This is a genomic window from Marinobacter algicola DG893 (assembly GCF_000170835.1).
GTDB classification, from domain to species: Bacteria; Pseudomonadota; Gammaproteobacteria; order Pseudomonadales; family Oleiphilaceae; genus Marinobacter; species Marinobacter algicola.
Genome location: NZ_ABCP01000013.1, coordinates 16,185 through 40,580, shown reverse-complemented (window position 1 = coordinate 40,580; position 24,396 = coordinate 16,185). Strand labels below are relative to the sequence as shown.

Here is a 24,396-nt window from a genome sequence, read left to right as displayed (position 1 = left end):
ACAGGTCGCCGTAGCTTCGCGGTGCCCCAGACAACGACCATGCACAGACTGGCAGTGGCTCTACTAACCGTATTCCTTTTGTACGGCTGCTCACCACCTCCTGACGAAGAGAGCCTTTCTTCAGGTGTCGACACGCAAACGTCGACCAATAAGGCCCTGTCCGCTGCCCTTTCCAATACGACCCGGCCCCGGACGATCGTTATAGCATCCGATCCCTGGTGCCCCCACAACTGCGAAGCGGGCAGCGATCGCGAGGGCTATATGGTGGACATTGCCCGCGAGGTCCTTGGCGAAGCAGGCTATACCGTGGAGTACGTCAATGTCAGCTGGGCAAGGGCGCTGCAGTTGACTCGGGAAGGTCAACTGGACGCGGTGGTCGGCGCCTTCATGACCGATGCCCCGGATTTCGTGTTTCCAGACACCCCCCAGGGACGCTCAACCATTGCGCTGTTTACGCACCCTGACAACCACTGGGTATTCAACGGGCTGGGGTCGCTCCATAACCAGAAACTTCTGGTCATCAATGGGTACTCCTACACCGATGAGCTGGACCGGTACATTGAGGAGCATCAGGCCAACCCGGAGAGAATCTGGGTGATCGCGGGGCCGTCACCCCTTGACCGGGCGATCTACCTGCTGGACCAACACCGTACCGACATTTTTGCAGAAGATATCTACGTGATGGCCTGGTGGGAAAGGAACCATAACGAAGCCATTCCCCCGCCCCGGCGCGCAGGAGTGGTCGACGAAATCGAAGCCTTCGTCGCGTTTTCCCCAGCGCGGGAAGATGCGAAGGAACTGGCGGAACTGCTTGCAAACGGCACCCGGCGACTGCTGGCCAGCGGCCGAATACAGCAGATCCTGGACCAGTATGGGCTCAGTCTGTGGACTGAAACGCCCTGATCTGACGCCCATCTTCGGTCACCAACAGCAACTCACCGTGGCGGCCGATGTCGAAGCGTCGCACCTCACCCAGCAACGACAGGAACCGGTCCTCCTGGTTCATCAATGCGGGCGCACAAGCTTTCCTGGTTGACGCCATCCGGGTAAAACCGAGCTCCTCGCCAGTCAGCGTCCATCCGCCACTGAATTGATTGCAGGACGCACGCCCGGCCACACGCTGCTCCGCCAGGAAGTTCAGGGTCACCCGGGAACTGTCAATGATGCCACGGCCACCAATGTCTTCAACGACCCACTCGGTTCCTCGCAGCAGCCGCTCAGGATTCCCTCCGCAGCCGTGGAGTTCTTCCCCGTTTATAGCTAACCGCACCTGTTGGGGATAAGGCATGTCGGTCATGGAGTCGCGACACAGCTGGCTTGCTGTCTTCAGCGATACCCGAACGCCATCACCGTCGGCCTCGAAAGTACGCCCCGTGGCACCGCTTTCAACAACCTCGTATCGCAGTGCAAGCGGCTCCTTGCCCATTTGCTCCACCACCAGTTGCCCCGGCTCCAGAACCGCCCGCCAGAACGGCTCGTTCCCCCGGGCGATAAACGGCTTCTCGACAGCACCCGGAACCAGGCACAGCGGCAACGCCTGCCCGTCTATTGTCAATGTGGCAGTGTCACCCTTATTCCAGAACTGGGTGTCATCGTTGTCGGGGTCCACAAAGCGCGCACCGGAGGCACTTTCCTTCTGCTTCAGCACCATTTTGTCGCTGCCGAACGTTATCGTCAGACCACTGCGGTCTTCGTGGTAGTCGAGCCCTATATCTGCCTGGCCGCACGTCATGGTATTGACGGCAAGACCTTCACCACGGCGTTGATTCTCGGTGGATGCACAGCCCGCGATCAGCAGGATGCTGAGCAAAGCCGGCAAAGATGCGGCGATTCCTTTCATTGGTTCTTCCTCATTCCATGTGTTTGTAACGGTTGCAAATTATCCATGATGACTGCCGATTTTAAAGCAGAGCCGTTACCATTTCCTGCCTTAAAGCATTACGCTTAGGCCATCAAAGCACCCGGGAGCATTCCACGTCATGGCGATAAAACTCTACCAGTTTGCTATTTCACACTACTGCGAAAAGGTTCGCTGGGCCCTGGATCACAAAGGGCTGAGCTACGAAGCCATCAGCCTTCTGCCTGGCCAACACATCAACACCATCCGCAAACTGACGGGCGCTGATTCATCGGTACCGGTACTGGACCATGACGGTCATCGGGTTCAGGGATCGAAGGCCATCATCGACTATCTGGACGACACGTTTCCCGAAAACCCGCTGACGCCGGCAGACCCGCAGGCCCGCGAGGCCGCCCTGTCCTGGGAGCAGCGGCTGGACGACGAGGCCGGCCCCAGCGTGCGCTGTTACTCCTACCACCATTTCCTGCAGCGCCCCAAGGTGGTTGTTCCCATGCTGGCTGCCGGCTCCCCCTTCTACAATCGGATTCTACTGAGACTGGCCTTCAGCCGGGTGGACGAGGTTATGCGCAAATGGATGAAGATCAATGAGAAAACCGCCGCGCAATCGCGGGAAACCATGGAGCGCTACCTGAACGAGCTGGCCGACGCGTACCAGGAAAAACCTTACCTGGCTGGCGACAGTTTCTCCCGCGCCGACCTCGCCGCGGCAGCCTTGTTCGCACCCATGTTCCAGCCCGGCCAATACCCAGTGCCCTGGCCCAAACCGGCCAAAATCCCCAAAGACATCCAGGCCTGGCTGGATCATTGGCAGCCACAGATCCACACGCTGGAAAAGATCTACGCTGCTAATCGCTGAGCCACTGACGGCGTTCTCGGCCGGGTGAATTGCCGGTCCAGCGGCGGTAGGCCCGGGTAAAGGCACTTTGCTCGGAGAAGCCCAATAACAGAGCAATGTCGGTCAGCGTCAGGGAGGTGTCGTCCAGGTACTGTCGCGCCAGCTGTTCCCGGTTCCGATCAAGCCACTGCTGCCAGCTTAACTGATGCCGGGCCAGGCGCCGCTGCAGCGTACGCGGTGACATATGCATGGCATGGGCCGCACGCACCAGGGTGGGCTCGCCATCGGACAGCAGTTTCAGCAGTACCTGCTGTAGCTGGCGATCGGTGCCCGAGCCCGCCTGTGATGCCTCCGGCAGCGCCCGCAGCAAGGCACGGGCCTGCCGGTCCAGCAACTCGCGAAGTGTCGGGTCTCGCCGGGGCATGGGCAGGCTGAGGTAATGCAGCGGAAACCGGACCCGCACATGGCTGTCGTTCCAGGTCACCGGGCAGCCAAAAAACCGTTCGTATTCCCTGGCCGCCTCAGCACTGACGTCACCCAGAAAACTCACTAACGAGGGCGGAGGGGGCTGATCAATCTGGCGACGCATAAAGGTCACCAATGCGGCAATTGCAGCGCCGTCCGCCTGCTGGCCGAGCTCATTCTCCGAGGGCGGCCAGCGCATTTCCGCCTGATCACCGACGACCTCGATTTCCGCCAGGCTGGCACCATAAAACAGGGTTTCGTAGCGCTGGTAGGCCAGCATGGCCTCGCCGAGGGTGTCGGACGCCAGCACCAGATAGCCGAGCACTCCCACATGAGCCGGGCGTACACAGGCCCCCACCTTTAGCTCGGGTGCGGCATGCTGAGGTGCCAGAGCCAGTCCCTGCGCCAGCAGGTCACGCCACACCGGCACCGGTACGTTGTCTTCCAACGCCCAGCGCGCCAGCGCGATCCTGACCGGGGCATTCTCCAGTCCGTCTCGATCCAGTCCTTCCTGGTCAAGCCAGTCCGATAGCAGTCCCGTCCAGGCGCCGGTTACCCGCATTACCTTGGCCATGGTTCACAGCCCTCCACACACCGCGTCATTCACTGTTGGCATTAATCATCAATTTCGTGGCGTTTATTGTCAATTTATGGCGTCACCATCGGCGCAAAATACAGTCACACCTACAATCACAATACGGTTACACCATGGCATTAATGGACATGATGATGGCGGTTCTCGAGGAGAGCGGGTTGCTGCCCCTATGGAACGCCCTCGCCCCCTGGCTGGCACTGGACGAACGACAACTGATATTCGTTGTCGCTACGCCGGTATTTATTGCCGTTACCGTGTGGGAGTACCTGCGGATTCGCCACGACCCCACGCGCATGGACGTACCGGAAGCCCTGCGGAATTTTGCCCTGGGTGCAGGCTACCAACTGACAGAGTTGCTGTTCGCGGGCCTGATTGCCTTTCCCGTATACGCGTTTCTCTACCACCATCGCCTGCTGGACCTGGAGCTGAACTGGGCAACGGGCCTTTTGACGTTTCTCGGGGTCGATTTCTGTTTTTACTGGATGCACCGTTCCAGCCACCGCATACGTTGGTTCTGGGCCGCCCATGTGGTCCACCATTCCTCCGAGCGCATGAACTTCTCCACCGCCATGCGCCAAAACGCCACCAATATTTTCAACGGCATGTGGCTGTTCTATTTGCCCCTGGCGTTGATCGGTTTCAATCCGGTATGGATCGGCGTGGCGTATGCCCTGTCACTGGTGTACCAGTTCTTTATTCACACCACGTTGGTTGGCAAGCTGCCGGGCTGGGTGGAAACCGTGTTCAACACCCCCAGCCATCACCGGGTTCACCATGGCCGCAATCCCGGCTATATCGACCGCAACTATGGTGGCACCCTGATTGTCTGGGACCGATTGTTCGGCACCTTTGTCGCCGAGAACGAACAGGCACCACCGGAGTACGGCATTACCCGACCGGTACACTCCAGGAACCTGCTGGTGCTATGGACCCACGAGTACGTGGACCTGTTCCGGGCCATGGCCCGACCAGGTGGCCTGCAATCCCGCCTGAAGCACCTGTGGAAACCACCTGAATGGGACCGGGACGCCGACTAGCACCACAAAACTCGGATTTTCCGGCTTTGTCTCACATTGAGGCTCGATTTCCGGCTAGACTCCCGTTTACGCCAACAACCCGCCCGGAATCGACCAACATGGATCTGCAGGAAAGCTTCATCAACAGCCCCGATCACCATCGAATCCCGTTGCTGTCGTGGGCGGCGGAGACCCCGTCGGCCGTGCTGGTGATTGCCCACGGTATGGCGGAGCATGCAGCTCGCTACCAGCCTCTGGCGCTCTGGCTGAACCAACAGGGGGTGTCGGTGATTGCGATCCAGCATCGAGGCCATGGCCCACATTGCCCCGAGACCGATCTTGGCCATTACGCCGACCAGAAGGGCTGGCAGAAGGTGGTGGACGACCTGCAGCAAGTCGTTGTCCACGCCAGAAAGCAACACCCCGACCTCCCGCTAACGCTGTTCGGCCACAGCATGGGTTCGTTCATCGCCCAGGCCTTCACCCAGCAGTATGGTGACGAGATCGACAGACTGATCCTCTGCGCGACCAATCGTATCGACAAGCCAAAGTTGCGGACCTCCCTGGCACTGGTCCGCTCTATCCGGGCATTGCGCGGGAAACGCCACCACAGCCGCCTGATCGACAAGATGACCTTCGGTGCCTTCAACAAGGCGTTCTCCCCCAATCGCACCAGCCATGACTGGCTTAGCCGCGACACGCAACAGGTGGACCGTTACCTGAGAGACCCTCTCTGCGGCTTCCCCTGCACAGCCGGCCTATGGTCCGACTTCATCAGCGGCATGCTGACCATCAACCCAAGATCATGGCGCGAAGATCTCCCGATCCACCTGCTAGCCGGTGACCGCGACCCGGTTGGCGAGATGGGACGTGGTTTCAACCGGCATGTTGCCGACCTTCGTGGCGCCGGTCTGCTCGTTGCCTCCGACAGTCTATTTCCCGGCGCCCGTCACGAACTGGTCAATGAAACCAATGTTGACGAGGTCTGGCACCACATCCTCGACTGCCTGCGTACCGAGACAGACTCCGGCGTGTAAAAACATGACGCCGACCAGCCCGGGGCGCTAAGATCAATGCCACCCAACTAATCGGAGCAATCCCATGTTCACCAACAGAGTCGTGTGGATCACCGGCGCCTCGTCAGGCATGGGTGACGCCCTGGCAGCCGATAGGTCTGCCTTCGGCGCGGGAGTGGCAGCGCTTTGGGTTAAGCATGTCGCTCCCGAGATGATGTTTAAGTTGGCGCGCAAGCAGAACTGAACCTGGAGTCACTGAAAACGGTTATGTACCAACCCACGTCAACGGATCATCCGCCAAGAGCCTGTCTCTTACACATTGCCACGCTGCTGTTTTTCTCAATAGCCAGCCTCCCGGCCCTGGCCGGTGAAGTCAGCCTCGGTGTTGCCGCCAATTTCACCGATACCACCCGCGAACTGGCCAAACAGTTTGAAGGCGAGACCGGCCACACGGTTTCAGCCAGCTTCGGGTCCACCGGCAAGCTGTACGCCCAGATCAGAAACGGTGCACCCTTCGACGTGTTCATGGCCGCAGATGCACGCAGGCCGGCGCTTATTGAGAAGGCCCAGGCCGGCGTCCCCAATACGCGCTTCACCTATGCCCGGGGGAAGCTGGTGCTCTGGAGCCCGACCCCGGGCGCTTTCGGGGACGCAGAGAGCTACCTGGCCCAACAGGCATTCTCACGGCTGGCCATGGCAAACCCGAAGACCGCGCCCTATGGCCTTGCAGCACAGCAGGTTCTGGAACATTTGGGCCATTGGCAGGCACTGCAGGCGAAGCTCGTTCGTGGCGACTCCATCGCCCAGGCCTTTCAGTTTGTGGTCAGCCGCAACGCCCAGGCCGGCTTTGTGGCCCTGTCGCAGGTAACATCCTGGGACGACAAGGAAGGCACATTATGGAATGTGCCCCAGGACTATTACCAACCCATTGACCAACAGGCTATTCTTTTGAACCGGGGAATCAGCAATGAGGCAGCCCTGGCCTGGATGGACTTCCTGAAATCGAACACGGCCATCGCCATCATCCGGGGCCATGGTTATGACCCCGCTTACGACACGGCTGACTGATGATTGAAACCTACTGGGACCCGGTCTGGCTGACGCTCAGGCTGGCGACGACGACCACATTGCTGCTTCTGCTTATAGGCACGCCCATCGCCTGGTGGCTGGCCCGCTCCCGGCGCTGGCTGCGTCAACCGGTTGCAGCGATCGTCGCCTTGCCCCTGGTGCTGCCACCGACCGTTCTCGGTTTCTACCTGTTGCTGGTGATGGGGCCCGATGGCTGGGTTGGCCAGATGACACAGTCCCTGGGCATTGGCCTGTTGCCATTTACCTTTGAGGGCCTGGTGGTGGCGTCGGTCATATACTCCCTGCCATTCACCGTTCAACCTTTGCAGAATGCCTTTGAGGCCGTGGGCGAAGGGTTCATGGAAGCCGCCTCAACCCTTCGAGCCGCTCCGTGGGAGCGTTTCCTGTTTATCGCTGTCCCCCTGGCAAGAAACGGATTCCTGACCGCGTCCGTACTGACCTTCGCCCACACCATCGGTGAGTTCGGCGTGATCCTGATGATCGGTGGCAACATTCCGGGTGAAACCAAGGTGTTGTCGGTGGCCATCTACGACCACGTGGAATCCCTTGAGTACGCTCAGGCCCACTGGCTGTCCGCCGGCATGGTGGTGTTCTCCTTTGTGGTTCTGGTGACCCTCTACGCGCTTAATGGCAAAGCCCGCGCGGGAGCTCTCAGATGACCACCACCATCCATGCCCGCTTCCGTTGTGCATTTCCGGGATTCGACCTGGACGTAGACCTGACCCTCCCGAGTACTGGCATTACCGCCCTGTTCGGGCATTCCGGTTGCGGCAAGACCACGCTGCTTCGTTGCATGGCAGGCCTTCAGAACGCTCCCGGGACCATGACCGTTCTGGGCGAACCCTGGCAGACTGAAGAGTTCTTCCGGCCGGTACACAAGCGCCCCCTGGCCTACGTATTCCAGGAAACCCAACTATTCCCCCACCTGAACGTACGCAAGAACCTGGAATTCGGCTACCGTCGCATTCCCGCCAGCGAACGTCAGATCGAATTCGACGATGCCGTTCGCTGGCTTGGCCTGGAATCTCACCTGGCCCGTATGCCTGCCGGATTGTCCGGCGGGGAGCGCCAGCGGGTCGCGATTGCGCGGGCGCTGCTGACCAGCCCACGACTGTTGCTCATGGATGAGCCGCTGTCTGCTCTGGACCGCGCCAGCAAACAGGACATCCTGCCCTACCTGGAACGGCTGCGGGACACTCTCGCAATCCCCATCATCTACGTATCCCACTCCACGCCAGAGGTCGCCCGCCTGGCTGACCATATCGTGATGATGGAGGATGGCCGGGTGGTAGCGCAGGGACCGCTGCAGGAAACGCTCGCTCGCACCAACAACCCCTTTCGGCTGGAAGATGACGCCGGGGTTCTTCTGGAAGGGCGGATCGACCATCTGGACCCGCGCTGGCATCTGGCGCTGTTCCAGTTCGACGGCGGCCAACTGTGGTTACGTCAGGATGACCGGCTGACCCCCGGAGACAGGGTTCGAGTGCAGGTCCTGGCGCGGGATATCAGTCTCGCACTGGCCGAACATTCCGACCAGAGCATCCAGAATCTGGTTCCGGCCATCATCGATCAGGTCGATCCGGATGTGGCGCCGGGCGTCAGCCTTGTAAGGTTGCTGGCAGGCCCAACGCCGCTGTTATCGAGACTGACCACCCGGGCCGTAGACCAGCTCGCACTTGCACCCGGCAAGAACGTTTGGATGCAAATAAAATCCGTGGCGCTTGTGGACTGACACTTCTGGCCCGGTATTTGGCCCGCCTTGCCATCCGAAGGCGGGGCCAGGATGGTTACCCTTACCTGATTCTCAACCACCGGGCAGGTATTCATCGTGGGCAACCATCGAACACACTGGGTCAGAAGCGGCGGGCTCGCTATCCATGCCGTTACCGAAGGCCATCCCGACTCCACGCCGTTGGTGTTGGTCCATGGTTACCCGGACAATCTTCGGGTCTGGGACAAGGTCAGCGCCGCCTTGAGCCAGGAGTATCTGGTGATCCGTTACGATGTCCGTGGTGCCGGCGAGTCCGACAAGCCCCGAAAAACCCGTGATTACCGCCTCGCCTTGCTGGCCGACGATCTCCAAGCGGTGGTCGACACCCTGATCCCCGGTCGCGAGTTCCACCTGATCGCACATGACTGGGGGTCAATCCAGAGTTGGGAATCCGTCACCGGTGAGCCCTTGCGGGATCGCATTCGCTCTTACACCTCCATTTCCGGCCCCTGCCTGGATCACGTCGGCTTCTGGCTCAGGAAACAACTGGAAACACCCGGATTGGCAGGGGCGGCGAAAGTACTCCAGCAACTCACAAGCTCCTGGTACGTATTTCTGTTCCAGGTGCCGGTAATCCCGGAAATGGTCTGGAAAGCCGGTCTTGACAGGCTCTGGCCAGGGTACCTGAAGCATCATGAGCACATTGCCGATGCCAGGTTCAGTGCATCCCAGAAATCCGACGGGCTGTATGGGGTCAAGCTCTATCGGGCGAACTTCCTGACCAGATTGCTGCGACCGCAGTCCCGTATGGCCCGCTGCCCGGTCCAGGTAATCATCCCGACCAGAGACGCCTATGTACGCCCTCAACTGAATGAGCACCTGGCTCGTTGGACCGGGAAACTAACCCTGCAAGAGCTGAACACAACCCATTGGGCGCCACTGACAGAACCCGAAGCTGTATCTCGGGCCGTTCACACGTTCGTGGCCGCACATTCCTGAGCTGTCCCCGACAACGAAAAAGGCCGCTGATTCCAGCGGCCTTTCTAAGGGATGATGACAACCGCGCTCAGCGGGTACCGTACACCACCATGGTCTTGCCCTTGACTCGCACCAGGCCCTGATCTTCGAGGGTTTTCAGAACCCGCCCGACCATCTCCCGGGAGCAACCAACGATCCGACCGATCTCCTGACGGGTGATCTTGATCTGCATGCCATCAGGATGCGTCATGGCGTCCGGTTCCTTGCACAGATCCAGCAGGGTGCGGGCAACCCGCCCGGTGACGTCGAGGAAGGCAAGATCGCCCACCTTGCGAGTGGTCTGGCGCAGGCGCGAAGCCATCTGCTCGCCGATAAAGTACAGAACCCTCGGGTCCTGCTGGGCGATTTCACGAAACTTGGTATAGCTGATCTCGGCAACTTCGCACTCAGTCTTGGCTTTTACCCAGGCGCTGCGCGAATCCATGTTGTCGAACAGCCCCATCTCACCGAAGAAATCCCCAGCGTTCAGGTAAGCCATGATCATCTCGCGGCCATCGTCGTCCTCAATAATGACGGTCACGGAGCCCTTGACGATGTAAAACAGGGAATCGCTTTTGTCCCCTGCATAAATAATGGTGCTTTTGGCAGGGTAACGCCGGCGATGGCATTGCGAAAGAAAATAATCCAGATGCTTGGTTTTCTGCTCAACCGGCTTGACGATAGTGGCCATAGTGCGAGTCATGCCTCCTTTGTACTGGCGGGATCCCGATGTTTTTATTCACCCTGCTTTCCCTGCGGGTTTATTCATTATGAGCGCAACTTATAACAAGATGGCCCGGTTTCGGCAACCTGAAACAGTATAGACCACATTAAAGGAGCCACTTTTAGCGGGCTGCTGGTGCCAACGGGAATATGCTAGCATCGCTGCCAATCGTACGTTATATCCCACTCGGAGCGCGAAATCAGATGAAAACAACCATTGACTGGACCGGCGACGCCAGCTTCCGGGCAACCAGCGGCAGCGGCCACTCGGTGCAAATGGACGGGCCACCCGACCATGGCGGCAAGGACCTGGGGCCACGCCCCATGGAAATGATGCTGATGGGGCTGGGGGGATGCTCGTCCTTTGACGTCATGAGCATTCTGCAGAAAAGCCGTCAGGACGTGACCGCCTGCCATGCCGAACTCGAAGCGGAGCGGGCCGACGCCGTTCCCGCAGTCTTCACCCGTATCCATCTGCATTTCGTGGTCACCGGAAAAAACCTCAAGGAAAATCTGGTGAAGCGCGCCGTCAGCCTGTCGGCCGAGAAATACTGCTCTGCATCCATCATGCTGGAAAAGGCGGGCGTTGCCATCACTCACAGCCATGAGATACGCGACACTGCCTGAACCGGCAAGCAACAGTTTCTCACAGCACGGTCACAGAGGCCTGCTAGTCTGTGGCCGACCGGCGGTTATTACGGATGCTAGAATGTTGCCCCGTACTCTACCCAAATTGAAGGTCGGTGTGCATAATACGCACCCTTCTCCGCCGGTCTGCGCAAAAGGTAAACAATCCGGTCAGTTATCGGTGGCGGCCTTGGTGGCATGCATCAGACAGACATGACCACTGACATTCATCTCCAGACAATTGGGGGGGCTGAACATGGAAACCAAACTACAGTTACATGGTTTCAATAACCTGACCAAATCACTGAGCTTCAACATCTACGACATCTGTTATGCGCAGACCGAAGAGCAACGTGAAGCCTACATTGACTACATCGATGAGATGTACAATGCCGAACGCCTGACCCAGATCCTCACCGACGTGGTCAAGATCATCGGTGCCAACGTGCTCAATATTGCCCGCCAGGACTATGAGCCCCACGGCGCTTCTGTGACCATGCTGATTGCCGAGCACGAACTCAGCAACGGTGAGCCTGACAACGAGGAATCACCAGGCCCTCTGCCGGATGCTATCGTGGCCCACCTGGACAAAAGCCACGTAACCGTACATACCTACCCGGAGAGCCACCCCTACGAAGGCATCAGTACCTTCCGTGCGGATATCGACGTGTCGACCTGTGGCTTGATCTCGCCGTTGAAAGTACTGAACTACCTGATCCACAGCTTCGACTCCGATGTGGTCACGGTGGACTATCGTGTACGCGGCTTTACCCGCGATGTGGACGGCACCAAGCACTACATCGACCACGACATCAACTCGATCCAGAACTACCTGACCGAAGACACCCAGAACGCCTACCAGATGATTGACGTCAACGTGTATCAGGAAAACCTGTTCCACACCAAGATGATGCTCAAGAATTTCGATCTGGATAACTATGTGTTCGGAGTCAATGCCAGCGACCTTGGCCACCAGGAGGCGCAATCCATCGAGGATCGTCTGCGCCGGGAGATGCTGGAGATTTTCTACTCCCGTAACGTTGAGTAGTCACTCGCACAAAAAGATCGGCCTGCGCCTTATCGGGGCGCAGGCCAGCTTGATCAATTTAACTGAACAACCTTTCCAAGATTCTCCGATTTCATCTTTTCCCGTCACGCAGTTCAATAGCCTCATAGCGTTCTAATCAACCAAGAGGCTCTGAACATGAAGAATATTCTCGTTATTACCGCAAGCATCTTTGGCCAGGACGGCCAGTCATCCAGGCTGGTCAGCCAGACGCTGGAGCAGCTCCGGCAGACCTATGGCGACATCCAGACCACCTATCGGGATCTCTCCGCGGAACCGGTACCGCATCTGGACGCCGAACGATTTGGCGCTTTCCTGACCAACGCGGACGACCGCGACGGCTCACAGCAAGGCGTTGTCGATTATTCAGATTTGCTGATCAGTGAAATTGTCGATGCAGACGTCATTGTGATGGGCGTGCCGATGTACAACTTCGGTGTACCGTCGGTGCTGAAAGCCTATTTCGACCACATTGCCCGTGCCGGCATCACCTTCCGATACACCGCAAATGGCCCTGTTGGCCTGCTGGAAGATCGGCCGGTGTACATTCTGGCGGCGCGCGGCGGCCTGTACGCCGGCACGCCGAACGACTCCCAGACGCCGTTCATTCGATCCTTCCTTGGTTTTATCGGCCTCAAGGACGTTCACTTTGTCTACGCCGAGGGCCTGAATATGGGGGATGATAGAAAAGAGAATTCCCTGCAAGAGGCCGGACGGGCCATTGAAACCCTGACTGCCTGAACCCGGCAATTTGGCTTTGGAAGGAGATCCGTCATGACAGAACGAACCCTCAGACAGGTTATTCCCGGTACCGAAACGTCCGATGGCGCTGGCGTTCGCATCAAGCGCTCCCTCGGACAGCAGCAGAACGTCCGTCTCGATCCGTTCCTGATGCTGGACGAATTCGGTTCCGACCAGCCTCAGGATTATATGGCCGGCTTCCCGTCCCATCCGCATCGTGGGTTTGAAACGGTGACCTACATGATCGAAGGCCACATGCTGCATGAGGATCATCTGGGTAACCGGGGCAATCTGAAGAATGGCGGCGTGCAATGGATGACTGCTGGACGCGGCATTGTCCACTCCGAAATGCCCCAGCAGGAATCGGGGCAAATGCGCGGTTTCCAGCTATGGCTCAATCTTCCAGCTGCGGAGAAAATGAAGCCGGCGGGTTACCGTGATATCCAGCCTGATGAAATACCAGCCATTACCCTGGATGGTGGATTGATCAAGCTGGTGGCCGGAGAGCTAGTCGTTGACGGCCAGATACACCAGGGTGCCGTCACCGGCGGCAGCACACGACCGTTGTATGCGGATATCCACCTGCAACCGGGAACGGAAACCCTGCTGCCGATTGACCCGGAACTGGAAGGCCTGCTTTACCTGTATGCCGGAGAAGCATCCCTGCTTTCAGCGGCAGGTCCCCAGCCCCTGAAACGCTCAGCAGCCAGCATTCTCTCCAAAGGCGATAGTGTCCGCGTAGGCGCCGGAGAACACGAAGCCCGCCTGCTGCTGATTGCCGGCAAACCGATTGGCGAGCCAGTGGTGCAATATGGCCCGTTCGTGATGAACAGCCGTGAAGAAATCGAGCAGACTCTGCGAGACTACAGGGATGGTCGCCTGACGGCCTGAGGGCCTTCAGGCAAAGGGCTTGTGGGCGATCAGTTCCTGCACCAGCGGGCGCATGGTCAGGTCCATGGCCAGCGATAGCTTGGTTCCGGGAATGACCAGGGTGTCATACCGGGACAGGCTGCTACCACCAATCATCTGCAACAAGTAGGGGAAGTCCACTTCCGAAGGGTCTCGAAAGCGGATAACGATCAGGCTTTCGTCTTCTGTCGGCACATCGCGGACCACAAAAGGGTTGGATGTGTCGACCAGCGGAATGCGCTGGAAGTTCACATGGGTGTGGGCGAACTGCGGGACAATATCGTGGACATAATCGTCCATACGGTTGACGATGGTCTGAACGACGGCGTCCTGGGAGTACCCGCGCTTGTTGGTATCGCGGTGAATCTTCTGAATCCACTCCAGGTTGACGATCGGCACCACTCCCACCAACAGATCCACATACTGGGCAATGTTGTAGGCATCACTGACCACGCCACCGTGCAGCCCCTCGTAAAACAGAAGATCGGTTTCCGCGGCCAGCGGCCCCCAGGGGGTAAAGGTACCCGGTTTGTGGCCGGCCTCAATCAACCGCCGGTCTTCGTCATGAACGTACTGACGGAACTGGCCGTTGCCGGTATGGCCATAGTCATAGAACAGCGCTTCCAGCTTGTCGATATGGTTCGCCGCCAGGGCAAAATGGTTGCGTTCACCAAACTGCCCCTTGGCCGCAAGGCGGGCCATCTGCTCACGGTTGTAGCGATGGAAGCTGTCGCCACTGACCATGGCGGCCCGCAGCCCCTCGCTGGCAAACAGGCGGCTGAAGATCTCACCTGTCGTAGTGGTTCCAGCGCCGGAAGAGCCGGTAACCGCGATAATCGGGTGGCGTTTAGACATAACAGGAGTTCCGGAAAGTCAGTCCAGGCTGGTCAGCAGCCGCGGCTTTTCGATGGCAAAACCCTGAGCGTAATCCACACCCAGACTGGTCAGCATATCGAGAACCGCGCGGGTTTCAACCCGTGAGGCGATGACTTCCCGTTTCATGTAGTGCGCCATATCCACCATCGACTTCACCATGGCCTGATCGGTTTCACTGGTATTCAGTTGGCTGGTGAAAGCGCTGTCCAGCTTGATCAGGTCCACCGGCAGGCTGCGCATGAACTGGAACGACGTTGGTCCACTGCCGAAATCCCCCAGGCAGAAACGGCACCCCAGCTCTTTCATTTCCTCGATGAATTCTGAAATCCCCTGAATGTCGTTGATCGCGGACGCCTCGGTTATTTCGAACCACAATCGTTCAATAGGAGCGTCCTTCTGGCTCAGCTTGTCGTAAATAAACTCCATCAACTGCTGATCGTTCAGCGAGTGGCCAGAGAGGTTGATGCAGATACCCCCCATGTGCTCCGGGTCCGGTGCGTGGTCGCGCAGCCAGTCCAGCATATGTCCCACCACCCAGCGGTCCACCGCCTGCATGCGATCATAGCGCTCCGCCATGCGGACAAAGTCCTTGCCGGTGATGAGGTTGCCATCGTCACCGTACATACTGATGAGAACCTCATACTGCGCGGCCATGGACGTACGCGCGTGCAGCGGAATGATCTTCTGGCAACGCAGCAACATACGCTCTTCGTTGAGATCACCGAGGCTGGCCACCTTCGCTGCAATCTGCTCCTGACGGGCATGGTCGTGCTCGTCCAGGGAATATTCCATCACCTTGCCATGGCCGCGTTTCTTGGCCGACTTCATGGCTTCCTCCGCCGCCTTCAGCCAACGTTCGGCGTTCGCCAGCGCCGGCAACTCAGGTGCCAGGCCAACACTGGCAGAGAGATGGTAACTGCCACTGTCGAAAACAAACTCCATGGCCTCTATCGCCGAGACTATCCCACGGGACGCGTCCAGGGCGTTTTCCGCCGGCAACATAAACGCGAACTCGTTCCCCGAGAACCGGGCCAACGGCATGCCATCACCAACATGGCTGCGGAGCACATCAGCCACCCTGCGCAACGCCTCATCACCGGCCTGGTAGCCGGCCGTGTCGTTGAGCAGACGGAACTGGCGCAGATCGAGCAACACCAGAGCCCGCTGGTCTTCGCGCCGGGCCAGTTGCTGATCCAGCATACGTTCAAATTCGCGGCGCCCCAGCAAGCCGGTCAGCTCGTCGTGAGTGGACGCCCACGACAATTGGTCATAGACCTTGCGCACCATCCGGTCGATGCTCTCATCCACCAACGGCCGGTCGTACTGGTTGTCCGGAACGATAATGCCTTTGCGCATGTGCTGGGCCAGAGCCTCAAGCTCCAGCTCGACCACGCGCATGCCCTGGTGATTGACGAACACAAATCGACTGAAACCGCGGGCGACCCATACCAGGCGGATATACTGGGGTTCATCCGGCTTTTCCTGATCCCGTAACCAGTCCCCGGTGCGCAGCTGCTGGGCCCGGTTGATCCACCGATGCAGACTGCGTTGATCACGTTCGGACAATGCCTGGCGTTTGTCGTCCTCGCTCTTCGACGGTGGAATTTCCACCATCTCGGGCGGGTGTTCAGGGCTGCGCACCAGGAACTGTTTGAGTTCGTCGCGTATCTGGGACGATGGCATGTGGTTGCTGGAAATAGACGCCAGCCCATCCTGGATCACCCGCAGTAACTCGGGCAGATTAACATTGCTCTGCGGATCCTCCGCGAAGGTCATCAGTGAATCGATCACCGACAGGTAATCCTGCCACAGCGGACTGTCTTCCCCCTGGCGTATCCAGGTCAGCGACAGCAGGTCTCGCCAGCCGCCATCCAGCAGACTGACCACGGCTTTCGGCACTTTTTTTCCAGCCAGTTTCAGCTCCAGCACCCGGGCAACCGCCTTCTTGGATTCCGAAACCTTCTGGGCACCCTCCGCCGCTGCCGTTACCCTTTCCACGTTGCGGCGGTAGACCAGGTTCTGGCGATCAATCAGCGAGTCCAACTCCTGCACTGCGTTCTCGAACACGCTGGTATCCTGCTCAAAATCGGTGGCTATCCGCTGGATCAGCTCATCAATACGCCGCTGCACCACCGGATTGATGCGGCCGCCTTTCACTCCCAACTGGGCCAGGCGGTTCATCACGCCGCGCACCGGGCTTTCCTGGTCGTCGAAAAACTCCGGGTCACGCATCACCACTTTCAGCACCGGCACTTCCAGTTGGCGCATCCGTGACTGGGCGTATTCACTGAGTTTCGGGCTTTCCACCACACTGTTGAAGAAGCGGTCCACCACATCCAGCGTGCCCTGTTGCTCTTCGCCCAGGGCATGTTCACCACTTTCCTTAACCCTTTCCACGACACGTTCGCGGAGAGAGGGTTGGTCCGGAGCTACCGTCGCAGCCTGAACCTGGAGTTCCTGCAACTGCTTCTGTAATTCTCCGGCTGACAGCTCTCTCGCACCGGGGGCAAAGTCAGCTGGAGCAACGTCGCCCCTCGCCAGGCGGCTGGCAGACAGGGTTCCGAGGAGATTTTTCACCGTAGCGAAAGCGTTCTGGGCGGCGCTGGCATAGCCTCGGAACTCGGTCACCGACTTGTGGGACGACTGCCGTCTGGTCTTTTGCTCCGGGGCCTGCTTGACCGCCGTTCCAGAGTCGTCCGGTTGCCGTGCCTCCGGCGGCGCAGCTGGTTTGTCCTCGCGCTGTTCGGGCTTCTTTGGTGCCTGTTCACTGAGATACTTGCTGAGATCCAGGTCCGGCAGCACACCATGGCGAATCAGGATGCTGTTCAACTCCCGGTATAGCGGCCCCAGGTGCATCAGTACCGCTTTTTCGAAAACACGCAGGCAGACTTTCTCAACCTCGCGATCCGCCTTTAGCTGGCTCAAACCAACATGAAAGGACTCGCAGATCAGCGACGGCCCCAACGGATTATGATGCCCCGTGGAATTGGCAATACCCAGTTTATCGAGCCGCAACTTCAACTGAAGCAATTCACCCCGATATTGGGTATCCGCCTTCGTGACCATTACCCGAATCGTCAGCCAGTCTTCGAACTCGCCCTTATCGACAACCGACAGTTCAGACCCAGGGAATCCCTTCGGAGCAGGTTTTAGTGGCGACTCCAGGCTACGCGCCATCTGGTGCCAAATAACCCGCTGACGGGCCTGAAGTTGGCCGGCGGCATCCATGTATTCATTGGCCTGCTGGTCATTACCGGCTTTCTGGGCAGCATCCCGCAAGGCGGTTGTCATCTGCACAAGACAGGCATCCATCAACGGCTCAATGTACTGAATCACCGCCTTCGCGGATTGATGCAGAACAAATTGGACCTTGTCACTGGGCGCCCTTAGTGACGCACGATCCTGATGGCGGTTGGCACCACATTGTTCCAGCATGGCGCTGACCGCTTCCGGATTGGAGCGGGTAAAACTCACCCCCATGGCGCCGTCTATCCGCCGCCTGATATTCACATGGAGCTCATGGCGCTTGCGGCCGTCAGGGCTACGAAAACGCACCACCAGTTCCTCGGCACCCCGTGAGAGTACCTGATCCAGTTTTTTGGACGTTTCGCCGGAATAACGTACAAACAGGCCTTCCGCGCAAAAATCGGCGATCTGGCATGGCAGATTGTCACCACTGCCAACGTCCAACTGAGCAGCGAGTTTAATCGGTTGGCGGGGGCTAGAACGACGTTCTTTCGGATCCATGAACTACCTGATATCTGGTAAAGCCGAGTGACTCGATAGGGTAAACTGTTTCTGTCACCGGCCGGTATCCCTGAAAGGCAGCGGTAGCTACCTGCTACTTTGGGGGAACATGGCTGTAATATAGCGCCTGGCAGCGATGCCAGCCAGCCACAAAATAACAGCCTGGACTATGAAACAGCTTAGTCAGATCTACCTCGTTATGCTACTGATAACGACACTTTCAGGGTGTACGACTTTAGGTTATTACAGCCAGGCGGTCAGTGGTCACTTGTCACTGATGATGTCCACGCAATCCGTGTCCGGACTGATCGACGCACCATCAACGCCGACGGCGTTGAAACAGAAACTCCTGGTGGCGAACGAAGCCCGTCAGTTTGCCGCGCATCGTCTGGCACTGCCGGTGGGAGATGCCTTTGCAGAATACGCTGAGCTCGGGCGGCCCTGGGTGGTTGTCAACCTGGTGGCCGTTCCGGAGTTTTCCCTCCAGGCCCACCAGTGGTGTTATCCAGTGGTCGGCTGCCAGGCTTACCGGGGCTACTACGAGTTGGAGAATGCCCGGGATGAGCAGCAACTATTCATTGAGGACGGCTACGATACCTTCATCGGTGGTGTCACCGCCTACTCAACCCTGGGCTGGTTCGACGATCCTCTGCACACCGGCTTCACGTCCTTGTCAGAAGACCGCATGGTCGCGCTGATGTTCCATGAACTGGCGCATCGCGTGGTCTATATAAGCGACGATACGGCTTTTAATGAGAGCTTCGCAACCGCCGTGGAGCTGGAGGGGCTCCGGCTGTGGCTGGAGACAGAGGGCGACGATTCGGGGTTTCGAAAGGCATTGGCGCGTCTGCGCCAGCGCAACCAGACCCTTGCCCTGATCGAGGAGGCATCACGGCAGCTTGAAACGCTCTACGCGCAACAGGACACCCTTCCCAAGACGGAGCTCCGGCACCAGAAAGCGCAGCTGTTCCAGACCCTCCAGGACGATTACCTGGCCCTGGTGGCAACCTGGGAACAGCCTGGCCCCTTTGGAGAAAATCCGACCGGACTGAACAACGCCAACCTCGCCCTGTTCAGCCAATACAACCAGCATGTGCCCGCCTTCCGGCAATTACTCCGTGACCATGCTGGCGACTTCAGCGACTTCTATAACGCGGTTGAGACCCTGGCAGGTCAGTCCCGGGAAATTCGCCAGCGCCGGCTATCCCGTCTGGGACAACGCTTTCACGAAGACTTTTGAGTTACGCTGGGTATTGTAGGAGGCCAGTTTCGGCCCCGGCAATTCACGCACCGTGGAGGGCTGGAACCCCCGTTCACGGAACCAGTGTTCGGTCTGGGTGGTCAGCACAAACAACCGTTGGATGCCCTGCCCCCGGGCCAGCTTCTCAACCATCGCCAGGATGTCATCACCACGACCAGCGCGGCGATAGGCCTGGTCCACGGCGAAACATGAAAGCTCTCCGGCACCTTCATCGGGGTAATGGTAAAGTGCGGCGCATCCCACAATCGTGCCGTCCCGCTCAGCCACCACAAACCGACTGATTTCGGTTTCCAGCATTTCCCGGGAACGGCGCACCAGAATGCCCTGCTCTTCCAGCGGCTGGATCAAACCGAGGATACCCCCGATGTCCTCCACCCGGGCCTGGCGGATCTGCTCGTAGTTGTCGCCACTGACCAGCGTGCCCGCTCCGTCACGGGTAAACAGCTCTTCCAGCAACGCGCCATCATCGACGTAACTGATAATATGAGCCCGACGCACACCTTTCACGCAGGCGTCACAGGCTGCCCGCAGCAGGTCGCCATCATGCCCCTGCACCATACCTGCCGCCAGGCGGTCAGATGCCTGACGAGCGGACAGTTCACGGATCAGTCCGGCATTTTCATCCAGCAAACCCTGATTCTCGGCAAACATGATGAGCTTCTCAGCCTGTAGCGCAGCGGCCACCTGGCTACCCACATCCTCATAAGACAGGTTAAACGCATCTCCGGTTGGCGAGTACCCAAGCGGCGGCAGCAGTACGATATGCCCCAACTCCAGTAACTTCTCGATTCCAGCCACGTCTACCCGACGAACCTGCCCGGTATAGCCAAAATCGATGCCGTCCAGAACGCCTACCGGCCTCGCGGTGACATAGTTGCCGCTGCTTACCCTGATTCGTGCATTATGCATGGGTGAGTTCACCAGTCCCATGGACAACTGGCTTTCCAGATACGCCCGCAGCCCACCAATGGCTTCCAGCACCGGCGTCAATTGTTGTTCCGGCGTTACCCGCAGGCCTCGGTGGAAAGTGGATTCTTCGTTTGCCGCGTCCAGACGCGACTGAATCTGGGGCCTTGCACCGAAGGCCACCACGAGCCGGATACCCAAACTGCTAAGCAAAGCAATGTCATGAATAATGTTGATCAGGTTGTCATGGGCAATCGCATCCCCCCCAATCGTCAATACCACAGTGCGACCACGGTGTGCATTGATATAAGGCGATGAGTGGCGGAATCCGTGCAGCCATTCGTTCGATTTCAAACTCTTCTCCTGCGAGTTTTCAGCTTTTTTTGGAGTCTTTCGGTTATTGGCGGGACACTCTCCCAAAACACGCCCGTGAATACGTCCCTGTAGGGCTCGGTCGCGCCATCCCTGGGGCTCCACGGTTTTGGGAGAGTGTCCCGCCAATACCCTCGTTATACCTCTGAGCTGCCTTCCAAACGATCAAAGGCAGAACTTTGTGATCAATCCTTTGAGGATTTTTACCGCCGGGTCCAACTGCGACAACTCCAGGAATTCATCGGGTTGGTGTGCCTGGTCGATGTAACCGGGGCCCATAACCAGGGTTTCCATACCCAGTTTCTGCAACCAGGGTGCTTCCGTGGCAAAGGCTACCGCTTCCGCAGTATGGCCTGTCAGTTTCTCACAGGCGCGGACCAGTTCAGCTTCGGCCGGGGTTTCAAAGGGCGGCACACCATCGAACAACGGCTCAAACGTCAGCGACAACTCACGGCTTTTCGCGACCGGCTGCAGCGTGTCGAGTATCTCCTGGCGCAGTGCCTTCATGTCCATGCCGGGCAAGGGTCGCAGGTCAAAGTGCAATTCGCAGCGGGCGCAGATGCGATTGGGGTTATCGCCACCGTGGATGCAACCCAGGTTCATGGTCGGTAACTGAACCTTGAAATTGGGGTTGCTGTATTTCGCCTGCCACCCTGACCGCAGGGCCAGCAGTTCGCCCAGCGCCTCGTGCATGCCTTCCATCGCGTTGCGGCCAAGGGAAGGGTCTGAGGAATGGCCGGACTGGCCCTCGAACACCAGTCGCTCCATCATGATGCCCTTGTGCATACGCACCGGTTTCAGGCCGGTAGGCTCGCCGATGACTGCATAACGGGCCTTGGGACGACCGGCCTCGGCCAGCGCCCGGGCACCATCCATGGAACTTTCCTCGTCGGCGGTGGCAAGAATGATCAGTGGCTGCTTCAGATCCTGGTCCACGAAGGCCTTGGCCGCTTCAATGGCCAGCGGAAAAAAGCCTTTCATGTCGCAGGTGCCAAGGCCATACCAGCGGTCGTCCCGCTCGGTCAGGGTAAACGGGTCGCTTTGCCAACGCTTGTCGTCAAACGGGACGGTATCGGTATGGCCCGAGAGCACAAGACCGCCGGGGCCGCTGCCCAGTGTGGCGATCATGTTGTATTTTCCGGGCAATCCGGGTACTTCCAGTATCTCGACGTTGAACCCCATGGGCTCCAGCCATTCGGCCAGGGTACGCACCACCGGTTCGTTGCTGTGATCCCATTCAGCAGACGCACTGCTGATCGACGGCTGTGAAATCAGCCTGGTGAGCATCTCGCGAAGGCCAGGCAGGTGTTGGATGGATCCGGACATAAAACACTCTCCGCCCCTATCTTGGAGCTAGCGGGCCTGGCCTTGACGCCAAACCTCGAACGTTGCAATCAGTCGAATGGCAATCGGATACGCCACTTCCCCGCCATCAATCAGCCGTGCGACTTCCAGTCGTTCGTCACCCACGCTGGCCAGGCGGCCTTCCACAACATTACCATTGTCCAGCGTAACTCTCACCGTGCGCCCGACCCAGGTTTGCGCATTCTCCGTGTTGGCCAGGTTCCAGCCATCAACAACCGGGGCACTCTCTCCCGGCACAACCGGTTCAAGTACTTCTCGCGGCACGTCCGGCACCGCGGGTTCGACACGCTCAAGATAGACATCGGGCACCACCGAACGGTTGTAGCGCACAGCGAGGCTGGCGTCTCCGGATTCATCGCTGCGAACGGGCACGCCCCATACCGGTGCCTGGGGATTCAATTCCAGTGTCAGTTCTCCACCTTCTGTCAGCCACTGCCGGTACAGAGCCAGCAACTGGTCACTGGCGCCAAAGCCACGAGCTGCCAGCGACTCGCGAAACGCTGCCATGACGATTCCGGCCCATTCCCCGGTTTCCACACCCGATTCCCGGGCACAGTAGGCCGCAACACGACGCATCAGACCTCCGTCCCGCAGTGTCACCGTTACCGGCGACTGCGTGGATTCCGTCAGGGCCGGCAATGACAGGGGATTCAGGCGCGCGCCGGGCCAGTCCAGCTCCACGCTGCCGGAGTTGGCCGTCGTCAGCTCGGCGTAGAGACCATCGTCGCTTTGAATGACCATAGCCTCACCGGACACACCATCGACACCAAGGCGCATCAGATCGCCGCTGCCCAGTTGCTGGCGATGGTCAGGACCGCAAACCGGTGAGAATAATGCCGGGGTTGCGTCGCCTGCTGCTGTCACCCAATTGCGGAACATGTTGGTGTCGAGCCCCAGGCTCAGGTTCTCCGCCACCAATGACCAATGCGGGGGCAGGTCCTCAGGGTCCAAGAGCGCGCTCACCAGGGCGACCGGAGACCCGGCATTGAACATCAACCGGTCGAACGCCACCGGGCGGGTAAGCCGGAAATCCTGGTAGCTGCCATCACCCAGCACCAGTCGGCCGACGAGGTCCGATCGAATATTCCCCCGATCAATAACGCCCAGTTCCTCAATTGCCTGCTGGGCATCGGCCAGCCGCTGGTCAGCCAGCCACCATACAGCCCCCTTGAACGACAGGTAGCCTATCAGGGCCAGGATAACCAGAAAGGTCAGCAGGCGCTTCATGATTTGATCCTCTTGGGGCGTGACGCCAGGGTGCTGCCCCGCACTGCGAGGCGACGGGCGACACTGGTCAGTTACGGGAGATCAGGGTACCGACGCCTTCATCCGTGAAGATTTCCAGCAACGTTGCGTGGGCTACACGGCCATCAATGATATGGGAGGTTCGAACGCCATTCTCCACAGCGCTCAGGGCGCAGCGGATTTTGGGCAGCATACCGCCGTGGATGGTGCCATCGTCTATCAATTCGTTGACCTGTTTTGCGGTCAACCCGGTCAACACTTTGTCTTCCTTGCTCTTGAGGCCGGACACATTGGTGAGCAGAATCAGCTTTTCCGCCTTCATGGCTTCCGCCACCTTGCCCGCCACTAAATCGGCGTTGATGTTGTAGGACGCGCCATCGGGACCGACGCCAATCGGAGCAATCACCGGAATCACATTGCTACGGGTAAGCATGTCGATCACTTCCACGTTCACACTGGCAACTTCGCCCACATGACCAATATCAATGATTTCCGGACGCTGCAGTTCTGCAGAACGGTTCATGACTTCCAGCTTGCGGGCGCGGATCAGATTGGCGTCCTTCCCGGTCAGGCCCACAGCCGTGCCACCGTGGGAGTTAATCAGTGAAACAATCTGCTTGTTAACCTGGCCACCCAGCACCATTTCCACCACGTCCATGGTCTGGCTATCGGTAACGCGCATGCCGTTCACAAAATTGGATTTGATGTTGAGACGTTCGAGCAATTCACCGATCTGGGGGCCGCCACCGTGGACCACGATGGGATTGATACCCACCAGTTTCATCAAAACGACATCACGGGCGAAGCTGCTTTTCAGCTCCTCGTTTTCCATAGCGTTGCCGCCGTATTTAATCACTACCGTTTTTCCGGTAAACCGCTGGATATAGGGCAGCCCCTTACTCAGTACGGCCGCCACCTGCATTGCTGTTTCACGATCCAGAGCCATTCATCTT

General features: G+C 58.7%; 23 protein-coding genes. 14 read left to right on the top strand and 9 right to left on the bottom strand.

The window, feature by feature from the left end; translation table 11 throughout:
* Positions 1-39: 39 nt before the first annotated feature.
* Positions 40-903, top strand: coding sequence for a substrate-binding periplasmic protein (locus MDG893_RS10540; RefSeq protein WP_040474508.1), 864 nt, complete (start codon positions 40-42; stop codon positions 901-903).
* Here MDG893_RS10540 and MDG893_RS10535 read toward each other — a convergent pair.
* Positions 878-1,840, bottom strand: a complete 963-nt coding sequence (locus tag MDG893_RS10535; protein WP_007153766.1) for an META domain-containing protein — start codon at positions 1,838-1,840, stop codon at positions 878-880. The two genes, MDG893_RS10540 and MDG893_RS10535, sit on opposite strands and share 26 nt — an antisense overlap.
* 139 nt (positions 1,841-1,979) lie before the next feature.
* On the opposite strand from MDG893_RS10535, the gene MDG893_RS10530 reads away from it, so the two are divergent.
* Positions 1,980-2,717 (top strand): glutathione S-transferase family protein, encoded by a 738-nt coding sequence (locus tag MDG893_RS10530; RefSeq protein WP_007153765.1) that lies wholly within the window; start codon positions 1,980-1,982, stop codon positions 2,715-2,717.
* Here MDG893_RS10530 and MDG893_RS10525 read toward each other — a convergent pair.
* Positions 2,707-3,735 (bottom strand): helix-turn-helix domain-containing protein, encoded by a 1,029-nt coding sequence (locus MDG893_RS10525; protein WP_007153764.1) that lies wholly within the window; start codon positions 3,733-3,735, stop codon positions 2,707-2,709. The two genes, MDG893_RS10530 and MDG893_RS10525, sit on opposite strands and share 11 nt — an antisense overlap.
* A 134-nt stretch (positions 3,736-3,869) precedes the next feature.
* Between MDG893_RS10525 and MDG893_RS10520 the strand changes: the two genes are divergently transcribed.
* From MDG893_RS10520 to MDG893_RS10495, 7 genes are all read left to right on the top strand, one after another.
* Complete coding sequence (locus MDG893_RS10520; protein WP_040474507.1) at positions 3,870-4,793, top strand: sterol desaturase family protein; 924 nt, start codon at positions 3,870-3,872, stop codon at positions 4,791-4,793.
* Between the two features lie 98 nt (positions 4,794-4,891).
* The gene (locus tag MDG893_RS10515; RefSeq protein WP_007153762.1) at positions 4,892-5,809 is read left to right on the top strand and encodes an alpha/beta fold hydrolase; all 918 of its coding nucleotides are present in this window, start codon (positions 4,892-4,894) and stop codon (positions 5,807-5,809) included.
* A gap of 64 nt (positions 5,810-5,873) precedes the next feature.
* Positions 5,874-6,032 carry a hypothetical protein gene (locus MDG893_RS20920; RefSeq protein WP_007153761.1) on the top strand — a complete coding sequence of 53 codons (159 nt, stop codon included), beginning with the start codon at positions 5,874-5,876 and terminating at the stop codon, positions 6,030-6,032.
* Between the two features lie 23 nt (positions 6,033-6,055).
* Positions 6,056-6,856, top strand: coding sequence for a molybdate ABC transporter substrate-binding protein (gene modA / locus MDG893_RS10510; protein ID WP_007153760.1), 801 nt, complete (start codon positions 6,056-6,058; stop codon positions 6,854-6,856).
* Positions 6,856-7,536 (top strand): molybdate ABC transporter permease subunit, encoded by a 681-nt coding sequence (modB, locus tag MDG893_RS10505; protein ID WP_007153759.1) that lies wholly within the window; start codon positions 6,856-6,858, stop codon positions 7,534-7,536. Before modA ends, modB begins: the two co-directional genes overlap by 1 nt.
* Entirely contained in the window at positions 7,533-8,609 is a 1,077-nt protein-coding gene (gene modC / locus MDG893_RS10500; RefSeq protein WP_007153758.1) for a molybdenum ABC transporter ATP-binding protein, read from the top strand. The genes modB and modC overlap by 4 nt, the downstream gene beginning before the upstream one ends.
* Positions 8,610-8,705: 96 nt before the next feature.
* The gene (locus tag MDG893_RS10495) at positions 8,706-9,587 is read left to right on the top strand and encodes an alpha/beta fold hydrolase (protein WP_007153757.1); all 882 of its coding nucleotides are present in this window, start codon (positions 8,706-8,708) and stop codon (positions 9,585-9,587) included.
* A 67-nt stretch (positions 9,588-9,654) separates the two neighbouring features.
* Here MDG893_RS10495 and crp read toward each other — a convergent pair whose 3' ends face one another.
* Positions 9,655-10,296, bottom strand: a complete 642-nt coding sequence (gene crp, locus MDG893_RS10490) for a cAMP-activated global transcriptional regulator CRP (protein WP_007153756.1) — start codon at positions 10,294-10,296, stop codon at positions 9,655-9,657.
* 236 nt (positions 10,297-10,532) lie between these two features.
* Here crp and MDG893_RS10485 point away from each other — a divergent pair, with 236 nt between their 5' ends.
* The 4 genes from MDG893_RS10485 (at position 10,533) to MDG893_RS10470 (ending at position 13,653) form a co-directional block, all read left to right on the top strand.
* Complete coding sequence (locus MDG893_RS10485) at positions 10,533-10,955, top strand: OsmC family protein (protein WP_007153755.1); 423 nt, start codon at positions 10,533-10,535, stop codon at positions 10,953-10,955.
* A 256-nt stretch (positions 10,956-11,211) separates the two neighbouring features.
* Positions 11,212-12,003, top strand: coding sequence for an adenosylmethionine decarboxylase (gene speD, locus MDG893_RS10480; RefSeq protein ID WP_007153754.1), 792 nt, complete (start codon positions 11,212-11,214; stop codon positions 12,001-12,003).
* 156 nt (positions 12,004-12,159) lie between these two features.
* Complete coding sequence (locus MDG893_RS10475; RefSeq protein ID WP_007153753.1) at positions 12,160-12,762, top strand: FMN-dependent NADH-azoreductase; 603 nt, start codon at positions 12,160-12,162, stop codon at positions 12,760-12,762.
* A gap of 33 nt (positions 12,763-12,795) precedes the next feature.
* Positions 12,796-13,653, top strand: coding sequence for a pirin family protein (locus tag MDG893_RS10470; protein ID WP_007153752.1), 858 nt, complete (start codon positions 12,796-12,798; stop codon positions 13,651-13,653).
* Between the two features lie 6 nt (positions 13,654-13,659).
* Here MDG893_RS10470 and MDG893_RS10465 read toward each other — a convergent pair whose 3' ends face one another.
* Entirely contained in the window at positions 13,660-14,526 is an 867-nt protein-coding gene (locus tag MDG893_RS10465) for a phosphoribulokinase (protein WP_007153751.1), read from the bottom strand.
* A gap of 18 nt (positions 14,527-14,544) precedes the next feature.
* Entirely contained in the window at positions 14,545-18,294 is a 3,750-nt protein-coding gene (locus tag MDG893_RS10460; protein ID WP_007153750.1) for a DUF1631 family protein, read from the bottom strand.
* Between the two features lie 169 nt (positions 18,295-18,463).
* On the opposite strand from MDG893_RS10460, the gene MDG893_RS10455 reads away from it, so the two are divergent.
* Positions 18,464-19,534: an aminopeptidase gene (locus tag MDG893_RS10455; RefSeq protein ID WP_050776495.1), complete on the top strand. Its 1,071-nt coding sequence runs from the start codon at positions 18,464-18,466 to the stop codon at positions 19,532-19,534.
* Here the strand turns inward: MDG893_RS10455 and argA are convergent.
* The 4 genes from argA to argB form a co-directional block, all read right to left on the bottom strand.
* A complete protein-coding gene (gene argA / locus MDG893_RS10450; RefSeq protein WP_007153748.1) occupies positions 19,496-20,815 on the bottom strand; it encodes an amino-acid N-acetyltransferase in 1,320 nt (439 codons plus the stop codon). The two genes, MDG893_RS10455 and argA, sit on opposite strands and share 39 nt — an antisense overlap.
* Positions 20,816-20,998: 183 nt before the next feature.
* Positions 20,999-22,159, bottom strand: coding sequence for an acetylornithine deacetylase (gene argE / locus MDG893_RS10445; protein WP_007153747.1), 1,161 nt, complete (start codon positions 22,157-22,159; stop codon positions 20,999-21,001).
* A gap of 27 nt (positions 22,160-22,186) precedes the next feature.
* The gene (locus MDG893_RS10440) at positions 22,187-23,425 is read right to left on the bottom strand and encodes an LSm family protein (protein WP_007153746.1); all 1,239 of its coding nucleotides are present in this window, start codon (positions 23,423-23,425) and stop codon (positions 22,187-22,189) included.
* Between the two features lie 67 nt (positions 23,426-23,492).
* On the bottom strand, positions 23,493-24,389 hold the full coding sequence (gene argB / locus MDG893_RS10435) for an acetylglutamate kinase (RefSeq protein WP_007153745.1): 897 nt from the start codon (positions 24,387-24,389) through the stop codon (positions 23,493-23,495).
* Between the last annotated feature and the right edge of the window lie 7 nt (positions 24,390-24,396).